This window comes from Micromonospora sp. LH3U1 (genome assembly GCF_028475105.1).
Lineage (GTDB): Bacteria > Actinomycetota > Actinomycetes > Mycobacteriales > Micromonosporaceae > Micromonospora.
Genome location: NZ_CP116936.1, coordinates 3,977,507 through 3,992,937, shown reverse-complemented (window position 1 = coordinate 3,992,937; position 15,431 = coordinate 3,977,507). Strand labels below are relative to the sequence as shown.

The following is a 15,431-nucleotide window of genomic DNA, read 5'->3' as shown; positions in this document are numbered from 1 at the left end:
ACCACGAGATGCGTGCCGCTCGCCGGTTCGTGACATGGCAGCCCTGTGACGCCCGCCACGGCCAGCGTCGGACGCCCGCGTTCACTACCCTTGGCGCGATGAGCCGATCTGCCGCCGCTGGTCGGGGTCCGCTGTGGCGGGACCGGACCTTCGGCAGGTACTGGGTCGCGCAGTCACTCTCGGCGGCCGGCGACTCGTTCGCCTACCTGGCGGTGCCGCTGCTGGTGCTCCAGGCGACCGGGTCGGTGGCGAAGATGGGCCTGCTCACCGCCGTCGCGGGTGCGGCGTCCGTCGTCGCCGGGATCTTCGGCGGGGTGCTGGTCGACCGGTACGACCGTCGCACCCTGATGATCGTGGCGGATCTGATCCGGATGGTGCTCTACGCCCTGGTGCCACTGGCATGGCTCGCCGGCCCGCAGGTCTGGCTGCTCTTCGTCGTGCTGCCGATCTGCGAGGCGGCCGGCATGGTGTTCCAGGTCGCCGCGGTGACCGCGGTCCGTAACCTCGTCGACTCCGACCGGATCACCGAGGCCAACGGCCGGTTGCAGGCGACGTACGCGGCGGCGGCCGTCCTCGGGCCGCTGCTCGCCGGTGTGGTGGCGGCCCGTTTCGGCCCGGCGACCGCCATCGCCGTCAACGCGGCGAGCTTCGCGCTCTCGACGGCCGGCCTGTGGCTGATCCGACTGCGCCCCGTCCAGGTGGACGAGGGGGTGACCCGGCAGCGCCCGCTGGCCGAGTTCCTGGCCGGGGCGCGGTTCCTGTGGCGGCAGCCCGTGCTGCGCGCGCTGACCGTCCTGTTGTCGGTCTTCATCTTCCTCACCTACGGCTTCATCGACGTACTGATCTACCACGTCACACACGACCTCGGCGGCTCCGAGGGCACCGTCGGCACGGTGCTCGGCCTGGCCGCGCTGGGCACTGTCGCCGGCGCGCTGCTGGTGGCCCCGTTACGCCGTCGGCGCGGCTTCGGCGCGACCTGGATCGGCGCGCAGGCGATCTGTGGTTTCGCGGTGGCGGGCGTCGGCCTCGCGGCGACCGTGCCGGCGGTCACCGCGCTGACCGCGGTGTACCTGTGCTGCCTGAGCATCGGTGGGATCTGTTCGATGTCCCTGCGGCAGGAGATCACCCCCGATCACCTGCTGGGCCGGGTCACGTCGGCGTTCTGGAGCACGCACTACGCCCTCGGTCCGGCCGGCGCTGTCGTGCTGACCTGGGCCGCCGGCCGCTACGGTGCTCCGGCGGTGACGCTCGCGGCGGGCGCGGGATGCCTGTTGGTCGCGATCGGCGGCCTCTTCACCCCGATCCGCCGCGCCGGCGAGGAGCCGGCCGCCGGGCAGCCCGGACTGCGCCCGGCCCCGGCCCCAACCGGCGGCTGAGCCCTCCTGGTCGATCATGGATTTATGGTGGGCGCGTTGTGAATGCACGCCCCTTTTGCACACCACCACAAGTCCATGATCGACGCGAGCAGGCGGGCGGGGCTCGGGCGGGGCGCGAGCAGGCGGGCGGGGCTCGGGCTTAGAACTCCTGGTACATCACGTGCAGGCCGACCCGGCCGAGGGTGGGGTGCCGGAACGCGCCCGGCACGGTGCCGACGACCTCGAAGCCCTCCCGCCGGTACAACTCCACCGCCGACCGGTTGGTCTCCACCACGGCGTTGAACTGCATGCCGGCGTACCCCTGCTGGCGGGCCCAGGTCAGGGCGTCGCGGCACAGCGCGGTGCCCACGCCCCGGCCCCGCGCGTCGGCGGCGACCATGAAGCTCGCGGTGGACACGTGCGCGCCCGGCCCAGGCCGGTTGGTGCCCATCTTCGAGGTGCCCAGCACCCGCTCGCCGTCGACCGCCACGACGGTCCGCCCCGGCGCCGCCTCGACCCACATGCCGTGCGACTGCTCGGCGGTCATCGCCGGGTCGTAGGGGAACGTCTCCTGTGCCCGGATCACCTCCTCGACGATCGGCCACACCTGCGACCAGTCCCGGTCGACGAACTCCCGAATCAGCACCGGGGGAGGTTAGGCGCTGGCAGGAGCCCCGGACAATCCGTTTATCCGCAGGTGCATCCACGCGGCCTACCTGGTGCGAAGCATGGATCGTGACGAGATGTCACGGATCCGTCGCTTCGACGAAAGGCCCGCTGATGAAGATCGCACGACTCGCCGCCAGGATGGCGGTGGGCGCCATGGCCACGGCGCTGGCCACCACGGCCATCGCTGTGCCGGCCGCTCAGGCGACCGGCAAGGCCAAGCCGCTCGGCACGACCTCACTCGCCGCGGTGCTCACGAAGGACACCAGCGGCTTCGACCGCAACTCGCGGGACTTCGACGTGCTGACGGCGGCCGTGCTGGCCGTGCTGGAGGCCAAGCCGAACTCCCCGGTCAAGGTGCTCACCGACGGCACCGTCGCGTTGACCGCGTTCATTCCCAACGACGCCGCCTTCCAGCAGTTGGTACGCGAGATCACGCAGTCCCGGAAGCTGCCCAGTGAGAGCGCCGCCTTCACCGCCGTCGCCGGGCTGGGCATCGACACTGTCGAGTCGGTGCTGCTCTACCACGTGGTGCCGGGCGCCACGATCGATCGCAAGACGGCGATCCGGGCCGACGGCACGGACCTGACCACCGCGCTCGGCTCGGCCGTCGAGGTCGACGTGCGCACCTACCTGTACTTCTTCCGCCAGGTGCGGCTTGTCGACGCCGACACCAACGACCGTGACGCGCGCGTCATCTCCTACGACGTCAACAAGGGCAACCGGCAGATCGCCCACGCCGTGGACCGGGTGCTGCGCCCGATCGACCTGCCCTGACCGAGGCCGGGTGGCGTCCGACCACACGTCGGACGCCACCCGCGCGTCAACCCCGGTCGAGCACGGCGATCTCCCCGTCGAGCAGAGCCGCCAGCCGCGCGGACCGCCCGGGATGGCTCCGCGCGGTCATGCCACGGCTGGGCATCTCCACCGTCATCAGCAGGTACAGGTGCAGCCGGTAGAGGCCGAGCCGGCGGCGCGCCGAAGCGTCCAGCACCAGCGGCTCGCCGGCAGCGCTGCGGTAGCCGCGCAGCAGAGGATGCTCCGGCTCGTCCTCGACGCGCCGGAAGAGCAGCGGCGAGACCAGGTCGAGCAGCGGGTCGCCGTAGAGGAACCGTTCACCGTCCACCAGGCCGTGCAACCGCAGCCGGCCGTCCGGGTCGGGCGCGGCCAGCACGTTGCCGTCCCAGCAGTCGAAGTGCAGCAGCGCCGGGCGGCGTACCTCGTCCAACACGTCGGCGTGCCGCCCCACCAGCGTGTGCAGGCGGTCCGGGGTCACCGGCAGCCGAACGTGCCAGTCGGTCGCGTCGGCGAGCAGCGCGTCGAGCATCGCCGTGAACGCCGCCCGCCAGGTCGGCCCGCCGGCCCGGCCGCCGTCGTACCCGAACCGATCGCCGGTGACCCGGTGCAACGCGGCGAGGGCCACCCCGAGGTCGTACCGCGCCAGGCTGTCATCGACCGCGACGTCGGCCTTGGCCAGCTCGGACAGCGACCGGCCGGGCAGCATCGTGGTGACCAACCACTCGCCGTACGCGGGGTCGCTGCCGTGCCACAACACCGGGGGCACGGGAACCTGCGGCGCATGTTTCGCGACGAGTTGGAAGTATCGAGCCTCGGCCGCGCAGAGTCCTCGTTCGTAGCGCAGCAGCGGCGTTCCGGCCGGCGGGGCCAGCTTCAGCGCCACCCGGCGGTCGTCGTCGAGCAGCGCCCACCAGACCGTCGCGTACCCGCCGCCGGCCAGCGGACCGGCGTCCCGGACCCGGGCGTGCGGCCCGAACGACGCGCGGAGCAGGTACGCCACGTCGTCGCTCGTGAGGGGACGCTGCGTCGGGCTGACGCCGGTCACGACGCGGTGTCACCCCGCCGAGCGCGCGGCACCGAGCCGGTGGTGGAACGCGGGACGGGACCGGCGGTGTCACGGCGGACCAGCTCGGCGGGGAGCACCTCGACCCGGGGCGTCGGGACCTCCGCACCGAGCACCAGGGACATCGCCCGCACTCCCATCTCGACCAGCGGCAGTCGCACGGTGGTCAGCGCCGGGGTCACGTCCCGGGCGATCGGCATGTCGTCGAAGCCCACCACGGAGACCCGCTGCGGCACGGCCAGTGAACGCGCCCGCAGGGTGGCGAGCGCACCGATGGCCATCGAGTCGTTGAGTGCCACGATCGCGGTCAGGTCCGGGTCGGCGTCGAGCAGACGGTCAGTGGCCTCGGCGCCGCCGTCGCGGTCGAACTCCGCGTACCGGATCCGCCGGTCCGGCAGGTCGCGGCCCTGCTCGGTGAGGGCCTGCCGGAGGCCGTCCAGCCGGTCGGTCGTGGTGGTCAGGATGCGCGGGCCGGCGACCACGCCGATCGCCCGATGCCCCAGCCCGCACAGCTCCCGCCCGGCGAGGTAGCCGCCGGCCCGGTTGTCCGGCATCACCGCGTCGCCGGAGTGCTCGTGCCGGCCGATCACCGCCACCCGCCCGCCGGTGGCCTCGTAGGCGGCGAGCTTCTCGTTGAGCTGCCGGGTGAACGCCTCGTCGTGATAGCCGGAACCGGCCAGGATCAACGCCGCCACCTGGTGACCGCGCAGCAGCTCCACGTACTCCAGCTCGCGGTCCGGGTCCCGGTAGCTGTTGCAGATCATCAGCAACCGGCCCTGGTCCGTGGCGACGCGTTGGAGCCCACGGGTGATCTCGGCGAAGTACGGGTCGGAGACGTCGTGCACGATCACGCCCACCGCGCTGCGGTGCGAGCGGGCCAGCAGTTGAGCGTGTGCGTTCGGCACGTACTGCAGCTCGGCGACGGCGGCGAGCACCCGCTCGCGCAGCTCGTCGGTCACCGGCTTGCTGCTGCCGTTGATCACACGGGAGGCGGTGGCGGGTGAGACGCCCGCTCGGCGTGCCACATCGGACAGGGTCGCCATGGCCCGCCCCCTCGGTCTGTTGACGGCGTTTCGCCGTGCCGGCTAGCGTCACCGTACCGCAGAGAAAGCCCTTTCCCGCAGGGAGGTCCTGGGTCGCGGGTATGCCGCTGGAGGGCTGGAAACGGATCGAGGAAGGGCCTTGTCTGCCGTCGGGGGATCGACCTACGCTCCACAGGAAAGCGTTTGCCTGCTACGCCGAGGAGCGTACCTGTCCGGTCGAGCTTCCGGCACACCGCGACCACGCGCAGGTGCTGTCGGACCCCCTTCGACCGGCTCCCGGACTGCGCGGGTTGCTCGGCAGCGCGGCCGCCAACCACTGTGCGCGGATCGGCACGACCAGCACGACGGAGGGAACACCATGACCCGCAGGTCGATCGGCATCATCGTCAACGGCGTGACCGGAAGGATGGGCTACCGGCAGCACCTCGTCCGCTCGCTGCTGGCCATCCGCGAATCCGGCGGCGTGGCGTTGGCCGACGGCACCACCATCTGGCCGGAACTGGTCCTTGTCGGGCGCAATGCGACCAAGCTCCGGGAGCTCGCCGAACGACACGGGCTGACCGACTGGACCACCGACCTGACGTCGGCGCTGGCCCGCGACGACGTCGAGATCTACTTCGACGCCCAGGTCACCCAACAACGGGAGAAGGCGATCCGGCAGGCCATCGAGGCCGGCAAGCACATCTACACCGAGAAGCCCCTGGCCGAGGACACCGCCGCCGCGCTCGACCTGGCCCGGGCGGCGGACGCGGCCGGCGTACGCACCGGTGTCGTGCAGGACAAGCTCTTCCTGCCCGGTCTGCGCAAGCTCAAGCGCCTCATCGACGGCGGCTTCTTCGGCCGGATCCTCTCGGTGCGCGGCGAGTTCGGTTACTGGGTCTTCGAGGGCGACTGGCAGCCCGCTCAGCGTCCGTCGTGGAACTACCGGGCCGAGGACGGCGGCGGCATCGTGGTCGACATGTTCCCGCACTGGCATTACGTGCTGGAGGAGCTGTTCGGTCGGGTCACCGCCGTCTCCTGCGTGACCGCCACCCATGTGCCCGAACGGGTCGACGAGGCCGGTCACGTCTATCCGGCCACCGCCGACGACGCCGCGTACGGCATCTTCGAACTCGACGGTGGGGTTATCGCGCAGCTCAACTCGTCCTGGTGCGTCCGGGTGTACCGCGACGAGCTGGTGGAGTTCCAGGTCGACGGCACCGAGGGCAGCGCGGTCGCCGGGCTGCGCAACTGTCGGGTGCAGCACCGGGCGGTCACCCCGAAGCCGGTGTGGAACCCGGACCTACCGGCCACCGAGGACTTCCGCGCCCAGTGGGCCGAGGTGCCCGACAACGAGGAGTTCGACAACGGCTTCAAGGTGCAGTGGGAGGCGTTCCTGCGGCACGTCGTGGCCGGTGAGCCGTTCCGCTGGGACTTTCTGTCCGGCGCCCGCGGCGTGCAGCTCGCCGAGCTGGGCCTGCGTTCGGCCCGCGAGGGCGGCCGCGTCGAGGTGCCGGAGCTGCACTCATGAGCGCGGCCGACGTGGTGCTGCCGGGCGGGCGGCGGCACCGGCTGGCCGGGGGAGCGGCTTCGCCCGACCGGACGCGCCGGCAACCAGCCGGATCGCGTACGCCGCCGCGCACGTGGTCGCCGACCCGCGCGGGGAGAACGTGCCGGGTGCCCCAGCGGTGGTGGACTGGGACACCACCCTCGCGTTCCGGCGGCACCTCTGGTCGTACGGGCTGGGAGTCGCCGAGGCGATGGACACCGCCCAGCGGGGGATGGGGTTGGACTACCCGGCCACCCGGGAGCTGATCCGCCGCAGCGCCGCCGAGGCCCGCGCGGTGGGCGGGCGCATCGTCGCCGGGGTCGGCACAGATCAACTGCCGACCGGCCCGGCCACCCTGGCGGCGGTCACGGCCGCCTACCGGGAACAGCTCGATGACGTACGCGCGGCCGGCGCGCGACCGGTGCTGATGTGCAGCCGGCACCTGGCTGCCGCTGCCCGCGGCCCGGACGACTACCTCCGGGTGTACGGCGAGCTGCTGACCGCCGCCGAGGAGCCGGTCGTGCTGCATTGGCTGGGTCCGATGTTCGACCCGGCGTTGACCGGCTACTGGGGTGCGGTCGACCTGGACCTGGCCGCCGACACGGTGATCGAGCTGATCAAGGCGCATCAGTCCACGGTGGACGGCATCAAGGTGTCACTACTGGACGCCGGCCGGGAGGTCGCACTGCGCCGTCGCCTGCCGGCCGGGGTGCGCCTCTACACCGGTGACGACTTCCATTACCCGGAGCTGATCCGTGGCGACGAGGTGGGTCATTCCGACGCGCTGCTCGGTGTGTTCGCGGCCATCGCGCCAACCGCCGCCGCCGCGTTGGCCGCCCTCGACCGGGGGGACCTGCCGGCGTACGCCGAGATCTTCGCGCCGACCGTGCCGCTGGCCCGGCACCTGTTCGCAGCGCCGACCTGGCACTACAAGACGGGGATCGTGTTTCTGGCCTGGCTGGCCGGGCACCAGGACCACTTCACGATGGTCGCCGGCGCGCAGGCCGGCCGGTCCCCGGCGCACCTGGCGACGCTGCTCACCCTGGCCGACGCCGCCGGTCTGCTGCCCGACGCCGACCTGGCCGCCGCTCGCGCCCGGGCGCTGTTCACCGTCGCGGGTGTTGAGCAGTGAGCGGGCTGGAGCGGTTCTCGTTCAACCAGGCGACCGCTCAGCGCTGGCCGCTGACCGAGGTGGTGGCCGGGTGCGTGGCTGCCGGCGTACCCGGCATCGGGTTGTGGCGGGAGCCGGTCGCCGAGCACGGGCTGGCCCGGTCGGCGAAGCTGGTCCGCGACGCCGGCCTCGCCGTGACCTCCCTGTGCCGGGGCGGCTTCTTCTCCACCGACGACTGGCGGGCGGAGAATCTGCGGGCCATCGAGGAGGCGGCGACGCTCGGCGCCCCGGAGCTGGTGCTGGTGTCCGGCGGGCTGCCGTCCGCCAGCCGGGACATCGACGGCGCTCGGCGTCGGGTCGCCGACGCGATCGGCGAGCTGGCCCCGCATGCGGCGGCGGCCGGGGTACGACTGGCCATCGAGCCGCTGCACCCGATGTTCGCCGCCGACCGCTGTGTGATCGCCACTCTCAGCCAGGCGCTGGACATCGCCGAACGGTTCGACCCAACGGTGGTCGGCGTGGTCGTGGACGCGTACCACGTGTGGTGGGACGACACCGTGTACGCGCAGATCGCACGGGCGGGGGCCCGGATCGCCGCGTTCCAGGTCTGCGACTGGGTGACGCCACTGCCGGAGGGGGTGCTGCTCGGTCGGGCCCTGCCCGGCGACGGCTGCATCGAGCTGCGTCGGCTGCGCGAGGCGGTGGACGCGGCCGGTTACGTCGGCCCGATCGAGGTGGAGGTCTTCTCCGCCGAGGTGTGGGCGCGTCCGGGCGCGGAGGTGCTGGACGCGGCGATTGCCGGCTACCTGAGCCACGTTGTCTGAGGCTCTCGGCCGGCGGTGGCCGGCGGGTGGGCCTGGCCGGTCCTGCTGGAGGTGATGCTCCTAGCCGTCTCCTGGGGCCCGCACCGCCTCGCCGATCATGGAGTTGTGGTGGGGGAGAAATAGCCGTAAGAGCAGCAAATCGGGCACCACGCCTCCATGATCGACGGGGCCGCACTGTGCTCTTCCGCGATCTTGCAATTGCTGCCTCGGCATAGGGGGCATTTCACGCGCATCGGCGGCCGAAACTGCAGGATCGACGCGACGTTCCGCGGTGGGCGGTTCGACCTTCGACGAGTGCGGCTTACGATGTCCTCTGGACACGTCCTGTGACGCTGCGGATGCGGAGTGTCCTTCAGGCCTGGGGAGGTCTCGTGACGGTGCCGTGACGAGGGGTTGGGTCAGCTTGGGGTGAGGAGGCAGAATTCGTTGCCTTCCGGGTCGGCGAGGACCGTCCACGGGACATCGCGGCCCAGGTCAATGGCGGTGGCGCCGAGACTCCGCAGTCTGGCCGCCTCGGCCGCCAGGTCGTCACCCGGGTATGGGCGGACGTCGAGGTGGACGCGGTTCCACACGGTCTTCACATCGGGTGTGCGGAGGAACTCCAGGTATGGGCCGACGCCCTTGGCGGAGCGCAATACCGCGTTGTGGTCGGTCACCTCGTGCAGGGTCCAATCCGTGGCCTCGCCCCAGAAGCGGGCCATGGCTCGCGGATCCACGCAGTCGACCACTACCGCGGCGATCGGTCCGGTGTCTCGGTAGAGCGGTCGGGGGTCCAGCACGCAGAACTCATTGCCCTCCGGGTCGGCCATGACCGTCCATGGGACGTCGCCCTGGCCCACGTCGGCGGGTGTCGCGCCGAGATCCTTCAGGCGCGTGACCACCTCTGCCTGATGGGCCGCCGAGGTGGTGGCGAGGTCGACGTGTACCCGGTTCTTCACCGTCTTGGGTTCCGGGGAGACGACGAGGTCGAGGCAGACAGCGATGGGGTCGGGGTAGACGAAGCCCTCAGGTTCGAGGTTGGTCACGCCGGGTCCCTCGCTGGAGACTCCCCAGCCGAGCGCCTTCGCCCAGAAACCGCCCAGCGCGGAGTCGTCGCGAGCCTTCATGTTGATCTGCACGAGCCGGGTTGCCATGCCGACGATGCTAGCTGTCTCCGTCGGAGGGACGTGGTGCCGCTGCCCAGGATGGGCGCCAGGCCGTCTCGGGGAGCGGTGTCAGGCTCGCGAAGTGCGCGATGACCGCCCGGAGCCCCGGGTGTGGGTTCGCTCGGGGAAGGATGAGCGAGAGCGGGTACGCGAGCGTCGGGTTCACGATCGGGATGCGGCGTAGGTCGTAGTTCGTCGGCCAGATGTACCGGTCGCGCGAGCCCACGAGGGTTGCCACGTCAGTGGAGTCCGCGAGGATGTCGAGGAGTACCTCGTTGCCGAAGTTCGGCCCGGCGGCGTCGACGCGGAGGTCGAAGTCGGTGGCGAGCTGATCGTAGAACTCTGCCCATTCGCTTCGCGGTGCGATACCCGGCACCCAGATCCGGTGCTGACGCAGTTGGGACGGCGTCAGTGTCCGTGCGGAGGCCAGCGGGTGCCTCGGGCCGACGAGGAGTTCCAGCGGCGAGTCGAACGCGTGGATCATCTGCACGTCGCGCGGCAGTGTGGCCGGGTCGGTGACCGAGCGGAACGACGCGTCGATATCGCCGGCCTGGACGGCGGCGACCGCCGCGCGAGGGTCGTTGACCCTGAGGGTCACCACGTCGAGGTTGGTGTCCGGATGTGATCGCCAGTAGTCGTGCAGGACGACGGCCTGCGCGCTGCGCAGGCCGAGAACGTCGATGCGAAGGGCCCGCGAGCCCGGTCTGATCGCGGCGATGGCGCGATCGACAGCCGTGACGATGGTCCGGGCGTGCGGGAGGAACGCCTGGCCGTCGAGTGTCAGCTCAACCCCTCGGGCGGTGCGGGTGAACAGGCGGACGTCGAGTTCGCGCTCAAGGGTCGCGATCCGCTTCGACACGGCCTGCTGCGTGACGCCGAGCTCGTCGGCCGCGTGTTGCAGCTGTCCGAGCTCGGACGCGCGGACGAACGATCGCACCGCCTCGGTATCCACTGACACAGTATGCATACGCACAACTGATGGTTGTGGCTCGCCCGGAAGGCGGTTGTTTGATCTGCGGCGGTGCGGTCGGTGTGATGCGGAGACCCAAAGAATCGGTTGTCGCGAGGGAGTCGCATGCGCGTGCGGTTGGGGCCCGATTTCGGTTGGCTGTGGTCGGCCTACGCCGCCAGCACCTACGGTACGTGGATCGCCTTCGGCGCATTTCCGCTGATCGCAGTTCACGTGCTGCACTCGCCGGCGTTCGCCGTGTCGCTCCTGGAAGCGGCCGGGCTTGCCGTCGCGGCGATTGTCGCGTTCTCGCTCGGACCGTGGGTGGAGCACCGGGCCAAGCGGCCCGTGATGATCGCGATGGACCTGATCCGGTTCGTCGCGATGGCGAGTGTCCCGATCGCGTACGTCCTCGACAGGCTGTCCTACGGCCAACTGCTGGTCGTCTCGGTCATCTCCGGGACCGCGAGCATCGCCTTCGCTGCCGCATCCGGCGCGTACCTGAAGTATCTCGTCCGCAGCGATCACCTCCTCGTGGCGAACGGGAGATTCGAGGGCACGAACTGGGTGGCGACCGCCGCGGGTCCGCCCCTCGGTGGGGCGCTCATCGGGTTGCTCGGCCCGGTCATCACTGTCCTGGCCGACGCGTTCAGCTACCTGCTGTCCGCGTTCGGGATCCTCCGCATCGGTGCCGGCGACGGCGCCACACCCCGCGACCCGACCACCAGGCTGCGCGGAGCCGACCTTCTGGACGGCTGGCGGTTCATCCTCGGCGACCGCGTACTCAGGGGCTTGTTCCTCAACTCGATCCTGGTCGGCGGCCTCATCATGGCCACCGCCCCGCTCCTGGCCGTTCTCCTGCTGGGTCAATACCACTTCCCGCCCTGGCAGTACGGTCTTGCTTTCGGCATCCCGGCACTCGGCGGCTTCGTGGGCGCCCGGCTGTCCGCGCGCCTCGTGGCCCGCTACGGCCGGCACCGGGTCATGATCAGCTCTGGTTGGCTGCGTTCGCTCTTCCCGCTCGGTCTCACGTTCGTTCAACCCGGCATCCCCGGACTCATCACCGTGATCGTCGTCGAGGGCCTGCTGATCACCTGCATGGGGATCTTCAATCCGATCTACGCGACCGAACGCCTGCAACGGACTCCCGCGCAGCACACCGCTCGAATCCTCAGCACGTGGAGTGCCACCAGCAGACTCCTACAGGCTGCCCTGACGGTGATCTGGGGCATTCTCGCCACGCTCACCAGCCCGCTCGCCGCGATCGCCGCCTCCGGCGTTCTCCTGCTCGCCACCCCGCTCCTGCTGCCCAAACGGAACCATTTTTCCGCCCCTGCGCCGGCCGTCTTGGCCGAAGACGTCCGCGTCGCTTGAGTCGCGGGCGCATCGTCACGTGTTACTCATCCGGGTCCCAGGCCAGGAGCAGGTCGAAGAGACGCCGATCGCCGTCGAGCTTCAGGGCGTCCACCGGAACACGACCGCCCGTTCGTCGATCAGCCGCAGCAGAGCGGGGAACTCTAGACTCGTTGCCACGCCGACTGTCTATCAGCGTGCTCCGGCAACCGCACATCGAGTTTCCCCCCCCGCCGACGCGGCGGGCTTCGCGGCACTGGCGGCACGCCATCGTCCCTGCTCTCGCCCACCGAGGGAGCCCACCCGTGTACGTCAGCCTGGCGACGAGCGCCGGTAGGGCCAATCGGCCGAACGAGGACTTCGTCGGTGCTGTTCCCGGCGCTGTCGTTCTGCTGGATGGTGCCGGCATCCCGGGATCCGAGTCGCTCTGCTTCCACGGTGTCGCCTGGTACACGCACCGCCTCGGCGGAGCGCTGCTCGGCCACCTGTCGCGCGACGACGGGCGAGACCTCGGGTCCATCCTCGCCACCGCCATCGGCGAGTTGGCCGCCGCGCACGGCGACACCTGCGACATCACGGACCCCAGCAGCCCGCAGGCCACCGTCCTGATGGTCCGCGCCCGCCGGGGCCGCCTGGACCATCTCCTGCTCGCGGACTCCTTCCTCGTCCTCGACCAGGCCCATGCTGGCCCGCAGGTGATCACCGATGAGCGCGAGGTCATCGCCAGGCGCGCATGCTCCGCGCCCCTGGCCGGGGTTCCCCAGGGCACGCCGGAGTACGACCGCGTCCGCGAATCCTGCGTCACGGCGATGCGCGCCCGCCGGAACCAGCCGGGCGGCTACTGGATCGCCAAGGACGACCCGCGCGCCGCGCAGGAGGCGATCACCGGCAGCCGGTCCCTCGCTGACCTGACCGGCGTCGCGCTGCTCAGCAACGGCGCCAGCCGCATCGTCAGCCCGTACGGCCTGACCGACTGGTCCGGTGTCCTGGATCTGCTCGCCGCCAACGGACCAGCCGGTGTCATCCGCCGGGTCCGGCAAGCTGAAGCCCAGGCCGCCGGCGGACCTCTAGCGCAGCTGCCCGACGACGCCACGGTGGCCCACTGCACACACCTGCCGCGTCAAGAGTCGGCCCCGACGGGTGGCGCTCGGCACAACGATGTGTAGGCACATCGCAGCGCTACCGGGCCGTCCGCCGCGTTCACCGCCTGTCGCTCACCGTGGCCGTCGGCGTTTCGGGGCAGGTGTCGTGGCGCGATCGAGCGCAGTCCGGGATATCCTTGGTGTATATGGCTACCTTTCGCAGCGCCTCAGTGCTTCTTTCCTCCGATGGCACCAGGACTCCTGGCACCGCCGCGCTCTTCGCCGAGCCCGCTCGTAAGGGTGGGATTCCGCCGTGGGCGGGCGACTTCCGACCTGCCAACAGTGCCGGCAATGGCCCCAAGAACGCGGTCGGGAAGACCTTCACGTTGGAGCTGCCCGACGGCAGCACCGGCAAGGTCGTCGTCCAAGGCCTCAAGAGCGGGAAGGGCGGCGTCGTGCTGGCACTGATGGGCCAGGACGCACCCCCCTTCTGATCGGGAAACTGATCGCCACCGGCTGGAGACGGCCGGTTCGCCACCCCGTCGATGTCAATGCGTTCGGTAGCTGCCGGGCGCATTGCCTCACCCGCGGCTGAGCGTCGACGAGGGTCAGGCGTAGTGACCTGCCGCCGACCCTGCTCGACGACCCGGCCAGGGGAGCGGGAGTTCGGCGCCGCCAGGGGCGGGTGGGGGCACTATCGTTCTGGCGTGCACATCCGTTTTGACGTCCCCGCCGATCCCGCCTATCCCGGCCGCGTTGCCGCTGCGCTCGGCAGTGTTCGGCTGCGCAGGTACGGCTATATCGGCGCGACGCTGGCGGCGGTCGGGGCGATCGGCCTCGCCCTCTCGCGGGGGTTCGCGTGGGGCGAGCAGATTTCGCCGCTGTGGATGGCGATGGTCGTGGGTGGCCTGCTGTCGATGCTGTACTGGCCGTGGGTGCGGTTGCGCGCCCGGCGCCGCTCCAGTGGCTACGCTGTCGAGGGCGCCTACGACATCACCGATGACAACATCATGATGCGCAGCGGCTCGGAGTCCGGCGGCATCGCCTGGGACGGGGTCGCCGAGGTAAAAGACACCCCTGAGTTCTGGATCGTGTACGTCGGTCGGATGCCGGCGACCGTGATCCCACGCCGGTTGATGTCCGCCGAGGATGCCGAGACGCTACGCGGCTACATGGCCGAACGCGGACTGCTCCGACGTCGGTGAATCCATAGCCGCCGGCCGCGATCGACGGCATCCGGGCCGTGCTCGACTCCCGGCTGGCCGAGCCGGAGAAGTCAGCCCAGCGTGGCCGCCTTGCGCAGCAGCACAGACCGTTCACGCTGGTTGGCGCACAGCCGGGCGGCCAGCTCCAGCTCGGCGCGCGCTTCCGGTCGCCGTCCCAGCCGGACCAGCAGCTCACCGCGTACGGTCGGAACCAGATGCGAACCGGGGAGCCGGTCCGAGGCGATCAACTCGTCCACGATGGCCAGGGCCTGCGCCGGGCCCGAGGCCATGGCCACGGCGACGGCCCGGTTGAGCTCGACCACCGGCGAGGGCGCGACCCGGCCGAGTGCCTCGTAGAGCACCACGATCCGGTCCCAGTCGGTCGCCTCGACGGAGGGCGCCGACGCGTGGGTGGCCGCGATCGCCGCCTGCAGACCGTAGGGGCCGAGGCCGCGAGTCGATGCCCTGGCCAGCGAGGCCAGCCCACGGCGGATCGCCGAGAAGTCCCACAACCGGCGGTCCTGGTCCTCCAGCAGGATCGGCGAGCCGTCCGGGCTGGTCCGGGCCGGGAAGCGCGCGGCGGTCAGCTCGCACAACGCGAGCAGGCCGTGCACCTCCGGCTCGGCCGGTTGCAGCGCGGCCAGCGTGCGGGCCAGCCGGATCGCCTCGTACGCGACGTCGGGGCGTAGCAGCCGGTCGCCCGACGTGGCCGTCGATCCCTCGGTGAAGATCACGTAGAGGACGCTGAGTACGCCGCCCAGCCGCTCCCGGCGCTCGGCGGCCGGCGGCAGCTCGAACGGCACCCCGGCCGCCGCGATCGTCTTCTTGCCCCGGGTGATGCGGGCCTGCACGGTCGGCACGGATACGAGGAACGCGCGGGCGATCTCCTCGCTGGACAGGCCGCCGACCACGCGTAGGGTCAGCGCCGCCCGGGCCTCGCGGGAGAGCACCGGGTGGCAACTGACGAACATCAGCGCCAGCACGTCGTCATCGATCTTGTCAGGATCGACTTCTTCGTCAACCGTCGAGTCGGCCGCCACGTCGGCCGCCAGCAGGGCATATCGGTCCTGGAGGGCGGTCCGGCGGCGGATCGCGTCGATCGCCCGCCTCCGGGCCGTGGCCATCAGCCAGCCGGCCGGATTCGTCGGGGAGGTGAGCGGCCACGACACCAGCGCCTCGGCCACCGCCTCCTGGGCCGCGTCCTCGGCCAGCCCGAAATCGCCGGTGAACCGGGTCAGCGCGGCGACGATCCGCGCCGACTCGATCCGCCAGACGGCCTCGACGTCGGTCGTACCCATCAGATCTGGGC

General features: G+C 71.1%; 15 protein-coding genes. 9 read left to right on the top strand and 6 right to left on the bottom strand.

Features of this window, described 5'->3' with window-relative positions:
• Positions 1-98: 98 nt before the first annotated feature.
• The gene (locus PCA76_RS18325; protein ID WP_272611655.1) at positions 99-1,376 is read left to right on the top strand and encodes an MFS transporter; all 1,278 of its coding nucleotides are present in this window, start codon (positions 99-101) and stop codon (positions 1,374-1,376) included.
• Between the two features lie 139 nt (positions 1,377-1,515).
• Here the strand turns inward: PCA76_RS18325 and PCA76_RS18320 are convergent, their stop codons facing one another.
• Entirely contained in the window at positions 1,516-2,001 is a 486-nt protein-coding gene (locus PCA76_RS18320) for a GNAT family N-acetyltransferase (RefSeq protein ID WP_272611654.1), read from the bottom strand.
• Positions 2,002-2,135: 134 nt separating this feature from the next.
• On the opposite strand from PCA76_RS18320, the gene PCA76_RS18315 reads away from it, so the two are divergent.
• Positions 2,136-2,798: a fasciclin domain-containing protein gene (locus tag PCA76_RS18315; RefSeq protein ID WP_272611653.1), complete on the top strand. Its 663-nt coding sequence runs from the start codon at positions 2,136-2,138 to the stop codon at positions 2,796-2,798.
• A gap of 46 nt (positions 2,799-2,844) precedes the next feature.
• Here the strand turns inward: PCA76_RS18315 and PCA76_RS18310 are convergent, their stop codons facing one another.
• Together PCA76_RS18310 and PCA76_RS18305 are read right to left on the bottom strand one after the other, a co-directional pair.
• Positions 2,845-3,864, bottom strand: coding sequence for a phosphotransferase family protein (locus PCA76_RS18310; RefSeq protein WP_272611652.1), 1,020 nt, complete (start codon positions 3,862-3,864; stop codon positions 2,845-2,847).
• Positions 3,861-4,925 carry a LacI family DNA-binding transcriptional regulator gene (locus PCA76_RS18305; protein WP_272611651.1) on the bottom strand — a complete coding sequence of 355 codons (1,065 nt, stop codon included), beginning with the start codon at positions 4,923-4,925 and terminating at the stop codon, positions 3,861-3,863. The genes PCA76_RS18310 and PCA76_RS18305 overlap by 4 nt, the downstream gene beginning before the upstream one ends.
• A gap of 358 nt (positions 4,926-5,283) precedes the next feature.
• Between PCA76_RS18305 and PCA76_RS18300 the strand changes: the two genes are divergently transcribed.
• From PCA76_RS18300 to PCA76_RS18290, 3 genes are all read left to right on the top strand, one after another.
• Positions 5,284-6,435, top strand: coding sequence for a Gfo/Idh/MocA family protein (locus tag PCA76_RS18300; RefSeq protein WP_272611650.1), 1,152 nt, complete (start codon positions 5,284-5,286; stop codon positions 6,433-6,435).
• Positions 6,436-6,547: 112 nt separating this feature from the next.
• The gene (locus PCA76_RS18295; protein ID WP_442930141.1) at positions 6,548-7,585 is read left to right on the top strand and encodes a dihydrodipicolinate synthase family protein; all 1,038 of its coding nucleotides are present in this window, start codon (positions 6,548-6,550) and stop codon (positions 7,583-7,585) included.
• Between the two features lie 5 nt (positions 7,586-7,590).
• Positions 7,591-8,388: a sugar phosphate isomerase/epimerase family protein gene (locus PCA76_RS18290; protein WP_272619463.1), complete on the top strand. Its 798-nt coding sequence runs from the start codon at positions 7,591-7,593 to the stop codon at positions 8,386-8,388.
• A gap of 398 nt (positions 8,389-8,786) precedes the next feature.
• Here PCA76_RS18290 and PCA76_RS18285 read toward each other — a convergent pair whose 3' ends face one another.
• Together PCA76_RS18285 and PCA76_RS18280 are read right to left on the bottom strand one after the other, a co-directional pair.
• On the bottom strand, positions 8,787-9,521 hold the full coding sequence (locus PCA76_RS18285; protein ID WP_272611649.1) for a VOC family protein: 735 nt from the start codon (positions 9,519-9,521) through the stop codon (positions 8,787-8,789).
• Positions 9,522-9,531: 10 nt separating this feature from the next.
• Positions 9,532-10,485 carry a LysR family transcriptional regulator gene (locus tag PCA76_RS18280; protein WP_272611648.1) on the bottom strand — a complete coding sequence of 318 codons (954 nt, stop codon included), beginning with the start codon at positions 10,483-10,485 and terminating at the stop codon, positions 9,532-9,534.
• 123 nt (positions 10,486-10,608) lie between these two features.
• Here PCA76_RS18280 and PCA76_RS18275 point away from each other — a divergent pair, with 123 nt between their 5' ends.
• The 4 genes from PCA76_RS18275 (at position 10,609) to PCA76_RS18260 (ending at position 14,122) form a co-directional block, all read left to right on the top strand.
• Complete coding sequence (locus PCA76_RS18275; protein ID WP_272611647.1) at positions 10,609-11,856, top strand: MFS transporter; 1,248 nt, start codon at positions 10,609-10,611, stop codon at positions 11,854-11,856.
• 284 nt (positions 11,857-12,140) lie between these two features.
• On the top strand, positions 12,141-13,001 hold the full coding sequence (locus PCA76_RS18270) for a hypothetical protein (protein WP_272611646.1): 861 nt from the start codon (positions 12,141-12,143) through the stop codon (positions 12,999-13,001).
• Positions 13,002-13,123: 122 nt separating this feature from the next.
• Positions 13,124-13,411, top strand: a complete 288-nt coding sequence (locus PCA76_RS18265) for a hypothetical protein (protein ID WP_272611645.1) — start codon at positions 13,124-13,126, stop codon at positions 13,409-13,411.
• A gap of 213 nt (positions 13,412-13,624) precedes the next feature.
• Entirely contained in the window at positions 13,625-14,122 is a 498-nt protein-coding gene (locus PCA76_RS18260) for a YcxB family protein (RefSeq protein WP_272611644.1), read from the top strand.
• A gap of 71 nt (positions 14,123-14,193) precedes the next feature.
• On the opposite strand, the gene PCA76_RS18255 is transcribed toward PCA76_RS18260, so the two are convergent.
• Complete coding sequence (locus PCA76_RS18255) at positions 14,194-15,420, bottom strand: RNA polymerase sigma factor (RefSeq protein WP_272611643.1); 1,227 nt, start codon at positions 15,418-15,420, stop codon at positions 14,194-14,196.
• Positions 15,421-15,431: the final 11 nt, after the last annotated feature.